General features: G+C 45.6%; 13 protein-coding genes. 4 read left to right on the forward strand and 9 right to left on the reverse strand.

Features of this window, described 5'->3' with window-relative positions; translation table 11 throughout:
- Positions 1-330: 330 nt before the first annotated feature.
- Positions 331-498, reverse strand: coding sequence for a hypothetical protein (locus ACO59Y_RS00770; RefSeq protein WP_486129777.1), 168 nt, complete (start codon positions 496-498; stop codon positions 331-333).
- Between the two features lie 176 nt (positions 499-674).
- On the opposite strand from ACO59Y_RS00770, the gene ACO59Y_RS00775 reads away from it, so the two are divergent.
- Together ACO59Y_RS00775 and ACO59Y_RS00780 are read left to right on the forward strand one after the other, a co-directional pair.
- Positions 675-860, forward strand: coding sequence for a hypothetical protein (locus ACO59Y_RS00775; protein WP_486129779.1), 186 nt, complete (start codon positions 675-677; stop codon positions 858-860).
- Entirely contained in the window at positions 853-1,137 is a 285-nt protein-coding gene (locus ACO59Y_RS00780) for a type II toxin-antitoxin system RelE/ParE family toxin (RefSeq protein ID WP_486129781.1), read from the forward strand. Before ACO59Y_RS00775 ends, ACO59Y_RS00780 begins: the two co-directional genes overlap by 8 nt.
- Before the next feature lie 94 nt (positions 1,138-1,231).
- Here ACO59Y_RS00780 and ACO59Y_RS00785 read toward each other — a convergent pair whose 3' ends face one another.
- The 7 genes from ACO59Y_RS00785 to aceE form a co-directional block, all read right to left on the reverse strand.
- Positions 1,232-2,092 carry a DUF808 domain-containing protein gene (locus ACO59Y_RS00785; protein ID WP_486129783.1) on the reverse strand — a complete coding sequence of 287 codons (861 nt, stop codon included), beginning with the start codon at positions 2,090-2,092 and terminating at the stop codon, positions 1,232-1,234.
- 38 nt (positions 2,093-2,130) lie between these two features.
- Entirely contained in the window at positions 2,131-4,284 is a 2,154-nt protein-coding gene (dnaX, locus tag ACO59Y_RS00790) for a DNA polymerase III subunit gamma/tau (RefSeq protein ID WP_486129785.1), read from the reverse strand.
- Between the two features lie 25 nt (positions 4,285-4,309).
- Positions 4,310-4,852 carry an adenine phosphoribosyltransferase gene (gene apt, locus ACO59Y_RS00795; RefSeq protein ID WP_486129787.1) on the reverse strand — a complete coding sequence of 181 codons (543 nt, stop codon included), beginning with the start codon at positions 4,850-4,852 and terminating at the stop codon, positions 4,310-4,312.
- Between the two features lie 234 nt (positions 4,853-5,086).
- Positions 5,087-5,632: an NlpC/P60 family protein gene (locus tag ACO59Y_RS00800; protein WP_486129789.1), complete on the reverse strand. Its 546-nt coding sequence runs from the start codon at positions 5,630-5,632 to the stop codon at positions 5,087-5,089.
- Positions 5,633-5,801: 169 nt separating this feature from the next.
- The gene (gene lpdA / locus ACO59Y_RS00805) at positions 5,802-7,226 is read right to left on the reverse strand and encodes a dihydrolipoyl dehydrogenase (protein ID WP_486129791.1); all 1,425 of its coding nucleotides are present in this window, start codon (positions 7,224-7,226) and stop codon (positions 5,802-5,804) included.
- 117 nt (positions 7,227-7,343) lie between these two features.
- On the reverse strand, positions 7,344-9,257 hold the full coding sequence (aceF, locus tag ACO59Y_RS00810; protein WP_486129793.1) for a pyruvate dehydrogenase complex dihydrolipoyllysine-residue acetyltransferase: 1,914 nt from the start codon (positions 9,255-9,257) through the stop codon (positions 7,344-7,346).
- A 60-nt stretch (positions 9,258-9,317) separates the two neighbouring features.
- Positions 9,318-11,975, reverse strand: coding sequence for a pyruvate dehydrogenase (acetyl-transferring), homodimeric type (gene aceE, locus ACO59Y_RS00815; protein WP_486129795.1), 2,658 nt, complete (start codon positions 11,973-11,975; stop codon positions 9,318-9,320).
- A gap of 301 nt (positions 11,976-12,276) precedes the next feature.
- Between aceE and mgsA the strand changes: the two genes are divergently transcribed.
- Positions 12,277-12,735 carry a methylglyoxal synthase gene (mgsA, locus tag ACO59Y_RS00820; RefSeq protein WP_373603941.1) on the forward strand — a complete coding sequence of 153 codons (459 nt, stop codon included), beginning with the start codon at positions 12,277-12,279 and terminating at the stop codon, positions 12,733-12,735.
- A 79-nt stretch (positions 12,736-12,814) separates the two neighbouring features.
- Here mgsA and ACO59Y_RS00825 read toward each other — a convergent pair whose 3' ends face one another.
- Positions 12,815-14,302 (reverse strand): YdgA family protein, encoded by a 1,488-nt coding sequence (locus ACO59Y_RS00825; RefSeq protein WP_486129797.1) that lies wholly within the window; start codon positions 14,300-14,302, stop codon positions 12,815-12,817.
- A gap of 433 nt (positions 14,303-14,735) precedes the next feature.
- Here ACO59Y_RS00825 and dnaK point away from each other — a divergent pair, with 433 nt between their 5' ends.
- Positions 14,736-16,637: a molecular chaperone DnaK gene (dnaK, locus tag ACO59Y_RS00830; RefSeq protein ID WP_486129799.1), complete on the forward strand. Its 1,902-nt coding sequence runs from the start codon at positions 14,736-14,738 to the stop codon at positions 16,635-16,637.
- Positions 16,638-16,655 lie beyond the last annotated feature (18 nt).

A 16,655-nucleotide genomic window follows, 5' to 3' on the forward strand; every position in this document is an offset into this window, starting at 1 on the left:
TTTCTTTGCTTCGCCAAAGAAAAAGTAAGCAAAAAGAAAGGCGACCCGACTAAGCTGCTATTCCTTATTCCGAGGGCATTTTCTTAACGCTAAATTTGCAACTCGCTGCGCTCAAACAGAGCAAATTTAGCTAAAAATGCCCTCTCCATAAGGGCGGCTTACACGGGGGGAGCGGGGTTTCTTCGAGAAATTATTTTCGGTGGGGGTAGTTTTTTTTGGAATGAAGATAAAAAATTGGCGGTTTGTGGGGTAAAAATTCGCCCTTAGGTGGGGCGAGTTATTTGTTTCGCAAGGCTAATTTGTGTAAATAGATGATGGATTTCTACAAATTTAATGTGTTTGCGCTCTAGCATTTGGCGATACCGCTTTAAGTTGTTGTTTTAAGATTGTTTGAACGTTGGTTTTGATTTCTTGCGCATTATTGCCTTCTACTCGTTCGCCTTTTATGGTTTGTGTGCGGTCAATAATTTCGCGAATCAAGGGCGCATTTTTGTTCATAGACACCTCCTGTTTTTTGAGTCCGGATCCTAGCACTTTTGTTTATGGTAAACAACCAACGGGAGACGAGCTATGGTGGTAAATTCGGGTTGGTTTTACTCCGTTGGGGGATATGGGTTCGATTGCTTTTGGTGGTTGTCGGGGGTATAGTGGCGCGGTTAGATTGGAGGTGAAAAATGTTTAAAGAAGAAGGTTATGAGGAATTTTTGGCGGAGAAGATTCGTCGCGGGGAAGAGGATGTTAAGGCCGGGCGGGTTGTGACGCTTGAGGATGCGCAAGTAAGATGGCAAAAAACCATTGAGCGTAAGGCGGCGGAATTAGCTAAGCAGGAGGAGGAACTGATCGGGGGCGTTTGTGGCTAAGGTGATTCTGTCCCAATCGGCTGAACGCGATGTTGATGAAATTTTGGCCAGCGTCTATGATTTCACCGGTTTTATTTCGACGCCTGAGAGATTAATGGCGGAATTTATTAAAACGTTTGAATTGATTGCATTTATGCCAAATGCTATTGGTAGGTTGCGCGATGATGGTATGCGTGAGGCGTTTTGTCGCGGTTATCGCATCGTGTATGATGTAGCGGGCGATGAGGTGCGGATTCAAACCGTTATTCACAGTCGGCGGCTGTATCCTCGCCCTTGAAACGCCCGGTTGGGCGTTTTTTTGTGGGTTCAATGCGGTGCCGGTTTAATACTTCAAATTGTTAAAGGCGCGTTGGGTGCGCCTTTATTTTATCTTAATGTTTTCCGAAAATTTTTATTACCGGTAATACTACGCCGCAAGCGAGAAGGCCGATTATTAAGCCGATGATGAGGGCGGCGAGGTTACTTGTCCAGCCGTCGGCGAATCCGTATTGTTCGAGGAAATGGTGAATAAAATCCAAGTTGTGGACGAAAATGCCGCCGCCTACGAGGAACATGGCAAGGGTGCCGATGACGTTTAGCGAGCGCATAAATTTCGGCATAATTAGTAAAATCGCGCGGCCGATATGTTGGGCTGGGGTGCCTTTTTGTATGAGGTATAAGCCGAAATCGTCGGCTTTAACAATTAATGCTACTAAGCCGTAAACGAAAGCGGTAATGCCGATACCGATAAGTAATAAGGCGACGATGCGCGTTGATAAGTCTGCTTGGGTTAATTCGCCTAAGGCGATGATGATGATTTCTGCCGATAAAATAAAGTCGGTGCGAATTGCGCCTTTGATTTTTTCGGCTTCGTTAAACCTATCTTGCGGTTTGTGTTGTTCTTGCTTTTGTGCTTGCGATAAAAATTTATGCAGTAATTTTTCTACGCCCTCAAAACACAAATAAGCGCCGCCGAGCATTAATAGTGGCACGATAAGGCTGGGCAGAAACGCGGAGAGCAATAAGGCGATGGGAATTAACACCGCTTTGTTGATAAAAGAACCTTTGGCCACGGCCCAAACAATCGGCAATTCGCGTTCTGCGCCGGCGCCGGCCACTTGGTTGGCATTGAGCGCCAGATCGTCACCCACGACGCCGACGGTTTTTTTGGCGGCGGTTTTGGTCATTAAGGCAACGTCGTCAAGAATTGAGGCGATATCATCTATTAAAGTAAAAAGCGAACTAAACGCCATAGTTTTTCCTTTTTGGTTAAATTTTGAGTGAAACGAGATTATACCGGGCGGATGCTGTCTGTATCCAATTTAGCATCAAACTCTTTTTGTAAGCGCAATAATTTGGGGTCTTGTTGCAGTTCGGTACGAGCCTGTTCGCACAAGTTTTGATAGACCTGTTTGCGTAAATCCATCGGGGTGAGCAGGCTGCGATCGTCTAATTGAATTTTGACGGAAATCGGTTTTCGGTAAAGTTGTTCGAGGGCTTGCGTTAACATTTTAATGCTGCGATCTTGGCACAAATGTGCTTTTTCGGAATGCAGTGCAAGCCGAATTTCGTGTTCGTGTTTGCCAAGCAAGCAACAATTTAGCGCCAATTCTTTGGAAAAGCCGGTTACTCCGCAACGTTCGATGATGTCCGTCCATTCGTCCTGTTCTTGGGTGATAGCAACAATGCGTAAACGCAGTTCCGGGGTGATGTCTTGCAAGATCGCCTGTTTAATGTCGGAAGGGCGCAAGCCGCTATCCACTTTGGCTAATTCCGGATTGCTCCATTCCCAGCGATAGGTTTCTGCGTCAAGCATTTGTTGTTCTTCTTGTTCGATTTCCGCGTTGTCTTCCATGCTATTTTCGACGGTTTGTATGTCTTTCGGGATTTCGCGGATGGCTTGCACGGTTTGTGGCGCGGCAGTTTGATTTGCCGTTGGTTGCGCTTGAGGCTGAGGCGGCGTCATTGTGCGCACTGGAAGAACGGTCATTTGGTGCGGTGCTGTTTGTGCGTCCAATGCATCCAGCTGATGCAAGGCTTCGCTCACCGCCGCTTGTTGTTCGGCATGTCGGGCTTGACGTTCGTTTTGTTCGATTTGATTGAGTTGCTCCAGCGCATCCAATGCGGCCAAACCGGCAAGGCTGAATGCGGTGCTGTTTGAGGATTCAGCGCTTTTCAATGCGGTGCTATTTGGCACGTTCGATGCAGCGGAAGCGGGAGGAGAAGAGACTGTCCCTTTTGCTTGATAAGCGGATTTCGTGTTTTGCGACAACACCGGTAGCTCAATATCATTGCCGGAACGTTGCGTTGTACCTTCTTGTGCGGGAGTACGCGGTTCGAGCGAATTAGTCTCGGCTGTTGCCGTAAGGAACTTTGGGTGAAATGCCAATGCCCTCAATAATGTCATTTCGGCGCCTGCACGACGATTCGGCGCAGCATTTAATTCTTTTCGGCCGGATAGCATCACTTGGTAGAAAAATTGCACGTCTTCCGGTGCGATATGTTGCGCCAGAAACGTCAAATGTTCGTCTTCATCGGCCTTTTGCGGCAACAATTGCAGCAGTGCGATTTGATGCAGTTTTTCTGCGGTTTCCACCAATAATTCATCCCAATCGCCACCGTTGTCTGCAACGGATTGAACGGTTTTCATTAAGTTTTCTCCGTTGCCTTGGTGCAGCGCATAGATGATGTCGATGGCTTGGCCGTCGTCTAACAAGCCTAACATGGCGTTTACCACGTTCACCGTGATATGCCGGTTGCCCATGGCGATGGCTTGGTCGGTTAAACTTAATGCGTCGCGAATACTGCCCTGTGCGGCTTTGGCTAGTTTATCCAAAGCCAAAGGTTCGAATTCGATCTGTTCTTGCGTCAGAATATGCGCGAGATGCTGAGAAATTTGCGTTTCATCCAAGGCTTTTAAATGGAACTGCATACAGCGCGATAAGATCGTGACCGGCAATTTTTGCGGATCCGTGGTGGCGAGCAAGAATTTCACGTATTCGGGCGGTTCTTCCAAGGTTTTTAACAAGGCATTGAAAGAATGACGCGACAACATATGCACTTCATCAATAAGATACACTTTGAAGCGGCCGACGACCGGTTTGTATTGCACGTTATCCAGCAATTCGCGCGTGTCTTCCACTTTGGTGCGCGACGCTGCATCGATTTCGATTAAGTCGATAAAGTTGCCTTGCTCGATGGCTTTGCAATTTTCACATTCACCGCATGGGTGATCCGTGATGCCGTTTTTAATGCAATTCAAGCCTTTGGCGAACAAACGCGCGATGGAAGTTTTGCCGACGCCACGGGTGCCGGAAAACAGGTAGGCGTGGTGCAGCCGCTGTTCTTTTAAACCGTTGGAAAGCGCGGTGAGGATATGCCCCTGTCCGACGACTTCTTCAAAGGTTTGCGGCCGCCATTTGCGGGCTAAAACTTGGTAGCTCATTTCGATCCGTTGCTCATTTCGATCATTAATGGCCGGCAAAATTAACTAAGGTGTAGCACTGCACACCTAGCGCGCTTAAGCGTTTTTCGCCGCCTAATTCCGGCAAATTAATCACAAATGCGGCGTGTTTGACTTTACCGCCTAAGCGTTCTACCAATTTCACTGTGGCTTCGACGGTACCGCCGGTGGCCAATAAGTCATCGATAATTAATACGTTATCGCCGGCAGAAATGGCGTCGGTGTGAATTTCCAAGGTGTCTTCGCCGTATTCGAGTTGATAAGATTGCGAGATGGTTTCGCGCGGTAATTTTTTCGGCTTGCGCACTAATTCAAACGGTAAGCCCAACGCGAGCGCGACCGGCGCTCCGAAGATAAAACCGCGCGATTCGGTGCCAAGCACTTTGGTGATGTTTTTGTCGCGATATTGCTCTACGATTAAATCTACCGTTGCTTTAAATGCTGCCGGAACTTCAAGCAAGGCAGTGATATCGCGGAAGATAATGCCTTCCTTAGGATAATTAGGAATGGATTTGATGGAAGATTTGATGAGTTCAAGTTGTGCGTTCATAAATAAGCTCAATAAAATGAAAGAAAAATCAAGGTTTTTTAGGCTCGGCATTCTATCATAAAAATGTCGAACTAAACGGAAAATTCCTGTTAGCGAACATACAAAACAGCACCGCATTGGAGGCGCTTTCAATGCGGTGCTGTTATGCCTGTAAACCGGCGGCAAAAGGCGAAAGAAAGGCCGAATCGGATTTTCATCGATTCGGCCTTAACCTGCTTTAATGCGCGTGCATTTTTACATTATGCGACGGGATTGGGTGTAGGTTTTTGCCCAATAATCTTCATCCAGCGAACTAATGGTGACACCTTGACTGGTGCTGGCGTGCATAAATTGGTTGTTGCCCAGATAAACGCCTACATGACTATTGCGGCGGAAAAAGACTAAATCGCCTTTGCGTAACTCGTGTTTGCCGATTTTACGCCCTAAATAACGTTGTTCGGCGGTGGAACGCGGAAGTTCAATACCGTAAGCAGACCAAAATGCGGTTTGCATAAAAGCGGAACAATCAATGCCGTGTTTGCCGGTACCGCCCATGCGATAACGGGTTCCCGCCCATTCGTTATAAACGGCGGCAAGGGCTTTGTCATCACCTAAGCTGAATTGTGGACGGTTTGTTTTTAATTTGTGACGAACGTTGCCATTTTCTAAGTTTTCAATTAATCCGCTAAGTTGCGCGTCGTCACTTTCTGAGATTTTGCCGTGATGTGCGTTATTGCTCCCGCTCGAACAGGCAGTGGCTAATGTGGCCAGGCCGATAATTATGAAAAGTCGCTTTAACATAGTAAAAATCTTGAAATAATGAAAAGATATAAGAAATAAAATTTTCAGAAGCCTATCAAATATAGCCTCAAATAGCCAGCTAAAATTATATTTTTATGTAAATTCGTGTGATTTTTAGGAAAAATAAAGGCAATCCATCGGGATTGCCTTTTAATCATTTTAAAATTAATTATTTTTTCTTCGCTTTCGCATTTGGAAGATCGGTAATCGATCCTTCAAACACTTCCGCCGCTAAACCGACGGATTCGTGCAAAGTTGGGTGAGCATGGATAGTGAGTGCGATATCTTCCGCATCGCATCCCATTTCGATGGCAAGACCGATTTCGCCTAATAATTCACCACCGTTACTGCCAACGATGGCGCCACCTAATATGCGATGGGTATTTTTATCGAAAATCAGTTTGGTCATTCCTTCCGAACATTCGGAGGCAATCGCACGACCGGAAGCCGCCCAAGGGAATTTTGCCACTTCGTAATTCAACCCTTCTTGCTTACATTCTTTTTCGGTTTTACCGACCCATGCCACTTCGGGCTCGGTGTAAGCGATGGATGGAATCACTTTCGGATCAAAATAATGTTTTTGACCTGCAATTACTTCCGCAGCAACATGGCCTTCGTGTACGCCTTTGTGTGCCAACATCGGTTGACCGACAATATCGCCGATGGCGAAAATATGCGGCACATTGGTACGCATTTGTTTATCAACACGAATGAAACCGCGTTCATCCACTTCCACGCCTGCTTTGCCGGCATCAATTAATTTACCGTTTGGTACACGACCGATCGCTACGAGCACCGCATCGTAACGTTTCGTATCGTTGCAGGCTTTGCCTTCCATGGAAACATAAATGCCGTCGTCTTTCGCTTCCACTGCTGTGACTTTGGTTTCAAGCATCAACTTGAATTTTTTCTCGATTTGTTTGGTGTAAATCGCAACGATGTCTTTATCCGCCGCCGGAATTACTTGGTCGAACATTTCGACCACTTCAATTTCAGAACCAAGCGCATGGTAAACCGTGCCCATTTCCAAACCGATGATACCGCCGCCCATGATAAGCAATTTTTTTGGCACTTCTTTTAATTTAAGGGCGTCGGTGGAATTCCAAATACGCGGATCTTCATGCGGAATGAAGGGTAATTCGATTGGACGCGAACCCGCCGCGATAATGGCATTGTCGAATTTAATTGTGGTCGGACGACCATCGCGATCACGCGCAATGAGGGTATTCGGATCGGTAAACGCGGCTAAGCCTTCGACGACCGTTACTTTACGTTGTTTCGCCATACCGGCTAAACCGCCGGTTAATTTTGCGACAACGGCTTCTTTGCCCGCGCGCACTTCATCCAGATCAATGCGCGGTTCGCCGAAATACACGCCGTTTTTATTTGCCTGTTTGGCTTCTTCAATCACTTTTGCCACGTGCAATAAGGCTTTCGACGGAATACAACCGACATTTAAACACACGCCGCCAAGAGTCGAATAGCGTTCGACCAGAACGGTTTCTAAGCCTAAATCCGCACAACGGAATGCGGCTGAATAACCTGCCGGCCCGGCACCAAGTACTACGACTTGGGTTTTAATTTCTTTACTCATTTTTACCTCGTAAAAACGTTTAAAATATTGACTGCACTTTCTTGCGATCTTTGTAGGGTGGGCTTTTAGCCCACCAATAGACCTCATTAATCGGTGGGCTGAAGCCCACCCTGCAGATTACATAATTAAGCGACGTAAATCCGCTAATACGGCACCGATGTAACTAATGAAACGCGCCCCGTCCGCACCGTCGATTACACGGTGATCGAAAGACAATGACATCGGTAAAATTAGACGCGGTGTAAATTCTTTACCGTTCCATACCGGTTCCATGGAAGATTTGGATACGCCCAAAATCGCTACTTCCGGTGCATTTACGATCGGCGCGAAATGTGTCGTGCCGATGCCACCGAGACTGGAAATAGTAAAACAACCACCTTGCATATCCGATGCGGTAAGTTTGCCGTCACGGGCTTTTTTCGAGACTTCCATCAATTCGCGAGAAAGTTCGATGATGCCTTTTTTGTTCACGTTTTTGAACACCGGCACGACCAAGCCATTCGGTGTATCTACCGCTACGCCGATGTTGATGTATTTTTTCAAGATCAAGCGTTGTGCGTCTTCAGTGATTGAGCTGTTGAAACGCGGATAGGCTTCTAAGGCTTTTGCCACCGCTTTCATGATAAATACGACAGGCGTAATTTTCACGCCGAGTTTTTGTTTTTCGGACAAGGCGTTTTGTTCTTTACGGAACGCTTCCAAATCGGTGATATCCGCTTTGTCGAAGTGCGTCACATGTGGGATCATCACCCAGTTACGATGTAAGTTCGCACCGGAAATCTTATTGATACGGCTTAATTCTACTTCTTCGATTTCGCCGAATTTACTGAAATCCACTTTCGGCCATGGTAGCAAACCTAAGCCCGCACCGTTCGCTGCCCCGTTGCCCGGTTGAACTGTCGAAACAGCACCGCATTCGAAAGCCTTCACTGCGGTTTTTACGTAAGCTTCAATATCTTCTTTAACGATGCGACCTTTACGGCCGGTACCTTTCACACGATCAAGGTTTACGCCGAATTCACGCGCTAAACGACGGATAATCGGCGTTGCGTGCGCATAACCTGCACTCGCCACCACTTGTTCTTGGCTTAAACCGGAAATATTGCCGCTTTGCGGTGCTGGGGCCGATGTTGCAGGTGTCGGCGCAGTTTGTGTCGCAGCCGGTGCAACTTGCGCATCCAATGCGGTGCTCGATGTAGATCCCGCCACAGTTCCCGCTATTTCAAAGCGCATAATTAATGAACCGGTAGAAACTTTATCGCCTGATTTCACTAAGATTTCTTTTACTACGCCGGCAAACGGAGCCGGAACTTCCATTGAAGCTTTGTCGCCTTCAACAGTAATTAACGATTGTTCTGCAGAAACAGTATCGCCGACGGCCACCATAATTTCAGTGACATTCACTTCGTCACCACCGATATCCGGCACGTTGACATCTTTGATTGTCGCTGTTGCCGGAGCCGCTGTTGGTGCATCTTGCACCGGTGTTGAAGCCGCCGGTGCTGCGTCCGCCACGGCGAACTTCATAATGAGTTTGCCGGTAGTTACTTTATCGCCTACATTAATTAAAATTTCTTTCACCACACCGGCAATTGGCGCAGGAACTTCCATTGAGGCTTTGTCGCCTTCAACGTTGATGATGGATTGATCAACTTCTACGCGGTCGCCCACTTTCACCATGATGTCGGTAACATTGACTTCGTCGGAACCGATATCCGGTACGTTCACCTCAACCAGGCTTGCCGCAGCAGGCGCTGTAGGTGTCGGAGCGGCTTGCGCAGGAGCTGGAGCTGCCGCGTCGGCAGATGCTAAAACGAGCATCGGTGTGCCGGTGGTGACTTTATCGCCCACTTTCACCAACACTTCTTTCACCACGCCCGCTTCCGGCGCCGGAACTTCCATTGAGGCTTTATCACCTTCAACGCTAATAATGCTTTGATCTGCCGCAATGGTGTCGCCCACTTTTACCATCACTTCAGTTACGGTAACTTCATCACTACCGATATCAGGAATTTGAATTTGTTTTGACATTGTTTGTTCCTTTAATAAATGCGGTCAAAATTTTTATTTTTTGACCGCAGTTTTCATCAATTATGCATAGAGCGGATTGATGCGATCCACATTCAAGCCGAATTTCGCAATGGCATCCGCAACCACTTGGTTCGTTACCGTACCTTCTTTCGCTAATTGAGAAAGCGCCGCCACTACAACATAACGCGCATCCACTTCAAAGTGTTCGCGTAAATTTGCACGGCTGTCCGAACGACCGAAACCGTCGGTACCTAACACGTGATAATATTTGGTTGGTACGAATGCACGGATTTGCTCGGCGTAAGATTTAATATAATCGGTTGATGCCACAGTCGGTAAATCTGCCAATACTTGCGATACATAAGGTACACGCTGTTCTGCTGTCGGGTGCAATAAATTCCAACGTGCCGCATCATGACCTTCGCGCGCCAATTCGTTAAACGAAGGCGCAGAGAAGACATCGGAAGTCACGCCGTAGTCATTAGCAAGGATCTGTGCCGCTTCACGCACGTGACGCATAATCGCACCGGAACCTAATAATTGAACATGGCCTTTGCCTTTACCTTCAACGGTTTCAAATTTATATAAACCTTTACGGATACCGTCTTCCGCACCTTCCGGCATGGCCGGTTGTTCGGTCACTTCGTTTAAAGTGGTGATGTAATAGAACACGTCTTCTTGTTTTTCGCCGTACATCCGTTGAATACCATCTTGAACGATCACCGCAACTTCAAAGGCAAATGACGGATCGTAAGTGACACAATTAGGAATTACGCTCGCTTGAATATGGCTGTGACCGTCTTCGTGTTGTAAGCCTTCACCATTTAAAGTTGTACGACCTGAAGTACCGCCGATCATAAAGCCGCGCGCAAGTTGGTCGCCCGCAGCCCACATCATATCGCCCACACGTTGGAAACCAAACATGGAATAATAAATGAAGAAAGGAATCATCGGTTGGTTATTTACAGAGTATGAGTTCGCTACCGCTAGCCAAGATGCCGTTGCACCTAATTCGTTGATACCTTCTTGTAAGACCTGCCCATCTTTTGCTTCACGGTAATAAGCAACTAAATCGCGGTCTGACGGCACATAGTTTTGACCGTGCGGATTATAAATACCGATTTGACGGAATAATCCTTCCATACCGAACGTACGCGCTTCGTCCGCGACGATTGGCACAATAGTTTTACCGATATTTTTATCTTTTAATAAGGTATTTAATACACGAGTAAACGCCATGGTGGTTGAAATACCACGTGGTTGCGCATCCAATAACGCTTTAAATTCATCTAATGCAGGAACTTTATATTCCACATCAAATTTTGCTCTACGCGCCGGCACATAACCGCCCAATGCTTTACGATGGCCGTGTAAGTAGTTGTATTCTTCGGAACCTTCGGCGAACTTGATATATTCAAGATTTTCCACTTGTTCGTCAGTTAATGGTAGTTGGAAATAGTCACGGAAACCTTTAAGACTGTCGTAAGACATTTTTTTCGATTGGTGTGCGGTATTTTTACTTTCCGCTTCAGGGATTTTATAGCCTTTCACTTGTTGCGCTAAAATTACGACAGGTTTAGTCGCTTTTTGCGCTTTTACATAAGCCGCGTAAAGTTTTTCGCTGTCGTGCGCACCGCGACGTAATGCCCAGATTTCATCATCCGTCATATCCGCTACCAATGCGGCCGTTTCCGGATAACGACCGAAGAAATGTTCGCGTACGTAAGCGCCGTCTTTCGACTTGAAGGTTAGGTAGTCACCATCCACCACTTCCATCATTAACTGGGTCAATTTACCGGAAGTATCTTTCGCGAATAATTTATCCCAGTTGCTGCCCCATAATACTTTGATCACTTCCCAACCTGCACCGGTGAATAAGCCTTCTAATTCTTGCACAATTTTACCGTTACCGTTAACCGGGCCGTCTAAACGTTGAAGGTTACAGCTTATGGTAAAGATTAAGTTATCCAAGCCTTCGCGCGCAGCAAATGTTAAGGCACCTTTAGACTCAATTTCGTCCATTTCGCCATCACCTAAGAATGCGTAAACTTTTTGATCTTTAGTATCTTTCAAACCACGATTATCTAAGTATTTTAAGAAACGCGCTTGATAAATGGCGTTCACCGGGCCTAGCCCCATTGAAACGGTGGAGAATTGCCAGAATTCAGGCATTAATTTCGGATGCGGATAAGAAGATAAACCGTCGGCGAACGCTTCTTGACGGAAATTATCCATTTGTTCTTCGGTCAAACGACCTTCTAAGAAGGCACGTGCGTACATGCCCGGTGCGGCGTGGCCTTGGAAGAAAATTAAGTCACCGCCGTTTTTCTCGGTCGCCGCTTTAAAGAAGTGGTTATAGCACACTTCATACATGGTCGCTGCCGATTGGAAAGTGGAAATATGACCGCCTAAGTCGAGATCTTTTTTCTGACTGCGTAAAACCATCGCAATCGCATTCCAACGCACGGCAGAACGAATGCGGTGCTCGATAGCCTGATCGCCCGGATACGCCGGTTGCTCAGAAACCGGAATCGTATTCACATATTCTGTGGTTACACCCGTCGGCAATGAAACGCCACTAGTACGTGCTTGACCGATAACTTGTTCAACGATGTATTGCGCGCGCTCGACGCCTTCCTCACGAATCAAGGAATCTAATGATTTTAGCCAATCTTGGGTTTCGATTGGATCCACGTCATTTTTTAAAATCTCAGACATAGGTTTTCCTTATCTGTTAATTAAATAAAAGTTAGTTTGGCTGGTGCCAAACACGGATGTCAGAAAATGTTTGTCTTTTACAAACATTTAACAAATCGTGCAAATTTTAGAAGATTTTTTGCAATAAAGATAGTAAATTTTCACCGATGTACCGGCTCCACCGGCAACGTTTTCACCCGTAAAAGCGCGATGATTTTTCATTAATTTTTAAGTAAATCCGCTAAAATTTGCGCAGAAAATATTGCACCGACGGCATAATTCTTCTAAAGTTTCAGCGCCTTTCATTCTTCAAGGAACTTATATGAACACCACATCTCGCACCATTTCCAATCATAAACGTATCGCTCTTGTGGCTCACGATAGCTGTAAGCAAAGTCTGCTCCAATGGACCCTCGCTCACAGCACCGCATTGAAACCGCATCAGCTCTACGCAACCGGTACCACCGGCCATTTGCTGGCGCGTGCAACCGGCTTACACATTCATTCGTTATTAAGCGGCCCGATGGGCGGCGACCAACAGCTCGGCGGGCTGATTGCCGAGAAAAAAATCGACTTAATGATTTTCTTTTGGGATCCGATGAACGCCGCGCCGCATGATCCCGATGTAAAAGCGCTTATGCGCATTGCTACCGTGTGGAACATTCCGGTCGCCATCAATCAAGCATCAGCGGATTTTTTATTGACTTCGCCGTTATTCAAACAAGACGTCGAAATTGAAATTCCCGATTATGAAGGTTATTTACAAGAACGCTTAAACTAAAACTTTCAAAAAACCGCAGTTAAAAAACAAAAAAGGCGATAAATCATTTATCGCCTTTTTGTTTGGTTCTTGCCGTTAACTAGTGTTGCATCGCTGCACCCATTATCAACATAAGAAGAATGCCTTGAACTTGTTCTTCCGGTACCGGCCGGCCATTTAACTTCAATTCACCGTTTTCAAGCACCAATTTCATGGTTACAGATTTCTCATTATTCACCGCAAAACCGTTTTTCGCCCCTTCTGCCGCCAATTCTTCAATTTTGGCTTTAACCATTGCTTTTACCTCGTTTTGCTCTTCTTTCGGTGCAAGTTTAACCATGAGGTTCTCCGCAGTGGCTTTATCTAACTGAATATCCACCGCGAAATCGGTAAATTGTTTATACAGATTGCCGCGCATTAAATCGAATTTCGGATTTTTCGCTAACGCGATATTTAAATCCAACAAGAGTTTGCCTTGTTCATCAGAAATTGAAAGCGGGTTAAGCTTGATTTGTGGCTGATTATTAAAAATCGCCATACCGTGTTGGTTTATCCAAGTATCCAGCAACTGACCGACTAACGCGTCCGTATTCGCGCCCTGTTCTTTTGCCGCGTTAAAGATCGCAACGAAAGATTCCAATAACGCATTTATCGCATTAGCCTCTAAATGATTGAATTCCAAGTTGTAAACCACTTTTCCCAAGTCTGTGTTATCAATTTTAATTGAATCGACCGAATTGGTTCCTTTTAAGCTAACAAAATCTCCGTCAAGACTGATTTCGGACGTTCCCTTCACGCCTTTTTCAACGAAGGATATCGCTTTACCGTTTTCATCCAAACCGGTCATTTCCAAACTTTCTACGGAAGAAGAGCCTTTTCCGGTATAAAGATAAGCCCATTTTGTCGGCGCAAAGGCGGTATCAAATCGAATGCCTTGCCATTTCAATTTCACGGATTCAAGCTCATTACCGCCTAAATTGGCAAAATCCATACCGAGCGCATCAATTCGTACATTATATGTTCCCGCCAAATCTTTATTGACATCAAAATCCGTAACGATATTCGACCAAGAAATCTTATTGTTTGCCGATTGGGGATCAACAAATTCACCGCCTGCCAATTCAAATCCGCCTTTGGTGTTTAAACCGTAACCGGTCGAGGCATAATATTGAATGGGTTTGTCCGCTTTTATGGTTTCGAATAAGGCTTGCGTACTTTCGTTTTTAGTAATAAAACCTTCCGCCGCATACATTACCGGTAAGAAATTTAGCTGCGCTAAACGATTCAACGGTAACGGGCCGTGATAAAGTTTGGTAGAAAACGGAATCGTCAATTGTTTTTGCGCTTGCGGAAGGGAAATCACCACTTCATCTTCCACTTGAGAACTGAATAAGCCGCGGTCAAAAGACTTATTTTTGAATTCCACATTCAAGGAATCCGATACGCCAAGAGCTTTGAATTTTTGATTCGCTTGCTCAATTTGGCGTTTATATTCGGTTTCCGCCGTTTGACCGGTGAACCACGCACCACCAATCCAAGCCGCGCCGAGTACCGCAATTACGCCAATAGCAACTTTTGATTTTTTCATAAATTATCCTTTTAATGAGTCATGAGATGTGAAAATCGCTCGGGATTCTACCGTATTTTTCCTAGTATTTCACTTTTTGTCTATTTTGTTCCAATGTAATGCTCACGCAAATACTTGAGAAGTCTTTAGCAAAACGAACCGAACGGGAATTTCACCTTCTGTAATAGCACCGCATTGGAGGCACTTCCAATGCGGTGCTATTACGACCTTCCACTGTCTCAAAGGCAACTGAATAGGTGTAATTTCATATTTTTTCAGCTTCCCCCTTGAAGATTTTCCATATGCTCTTATGTTGCGGAACACAAACCGGAATGTGCGCATTTTTAACAAAATGAAATTTTTTAAAATTTTCTCTTGAAATGCGAAAGAACATCCACATCTTACAGTTCGTAACAAATTACACTAAATTTAAATTTTTACTTAGGAGTACAAAATGGGAAAAATTATTGGTATTGACTTAGGTACAACCAACTCTTGTGTGGCTGTAATGGATGGTGACAAACCTCGCGTAATCGAAAATGCCGAAGGCGATCGCACCACTCCGTCAATCATCGCTTATACAAATGATAACGAAACGTTAGTGGGTCAACCGGCAAAACGCCAAGCGGTGACTAATCCGAAAAACACCTTATTTGCAATTAAACGTTTAATCGGTCGTCGTTTTGAAGACGAAGAAGTAAAACGCGACATCGACATTATGCCGTTTGCAATTACCAAAGCGGACAATGGCGATGCATGGGTCGAAGTGAAAGGTGAGAAATTAGCCCCTCCGCAAATTTCTGCCGAAGTGTTGAAAAAAATGAAAAAAGCGGCCGAAGATTACTTGGGCGAACCGGTTACCGAAGCGGTGATTACTGTGCCGGCATACTTTAACGATGCACAACGCCAGGCAACCAAAGACGCCGGTCGTATCGCAGGGTTAGACGTTAAACGTATCATCAACGAACCGACAGCCGCCGCATTGGCTTATGGTTTAGATAAAGGTACAGGTAACCACACAATTGCGGTTTACGACCTAGGTGGTGGTACATTCGACCTATCTATCATCGAAATCGATGAAGTAGGTGGCGAAAAAACTTTTGAAGTATTGGCAACTAATGGCGATACCCACTTAGGTGGTGAAGATTTCGATAACCGCATCATCAACTATTTAGTCGATGAATTCAAAAAAGAACAAGGTATCGATTTACGTAATGATCCGCTTGCTATGCAACGTTTGAAAGAAGCTGCAGAAAAAGCCAAAATTGAGCTTTCTTCCGCACAACAAACCGATGTGAATCTTCCTTATATCACAGCGGACGCAACCGGTCCTAAACACTTGAATATCAAATTGACTCGCGCGAAATTAGAGTCTTTAGTTGAAGATCTCGTGGCGAAATCTCTTGAACCTGTACGTATTGCGTTAAAAGATGCCGGCAAATCTCCGTCTGAAATCGACGACGTGATTTTAGTGGGCGGTCAAACTCGTATGCCGTTGGTTCAACAGGAAGTGGAAAAATTCTTTGGCAAAGCACCGCGTAAAGACGTGAACCCGGACGAAGCCGTTGCAATCGGTGCAGCGGTACAAGGTGGTGTGTTAGCCGGCGATGTGAAAGACGTATTATTGTTAGACGTTACTCCGCTCTCTCTTGGTATCGAAACCATGGGCGGTGTGATGACCACTTTAATTGAGAAAAATACGACGATTCCGACTAAAAAATCACAAGTGTTCTCTACTGCGGAAGATAACCAAAGTGCGGTAACTATTCACGTGTTACAAGGTGAACGTAAACAAGCGTCAGCCAATAAATCTTTGGGTCAATTCAACCTTGAAGGCATCAACCCGGCTCCACGCGGTATGCCGCAAATTGAAGTGACTTTCGACATTGATGCGGACGGTATTATTCACGTTTCCGCAAAAGATAAAGGCACAGGTAAAGAGCAACAAATTACCATCAAAGCTTCTTCCGGTTTAAGCGATGAAGAAATTCAACAAATGGTGCGTGACGCCGAAGCGAACGCTGAATCCGACCGTAAATTTGAAGAATTGGTACAAGCCCGCAATCAAGCGGATCACTTAGTTCACAGCACGCGTAAACAATTAGACGAAGCGGGTGATAAAGTGCCTGCGGCAGATCGCGGTACCATCGAAAACGCATTAAGCGACTTGGAAAAAGCGGCGAAAGGCGAAGACAAAGCTGTTATTGAAGCAAAAATTAAAGCGCTTGCCGAAGTTGCTCAAAAACTTGCACAACTCGCCCAACCGCAAGGCGAGCCACAACAAGCGCAAAGCAACGGCAAACCAAATGATGATGTTGTGGATGCTGAGTTTGAAGAAGTGAAAGATAATAAGTAGTTTCACTCTCACTAAAAT

The sequence above is a fragment of the Rodentibacter sp. genome (assembly GCF_057314195.1).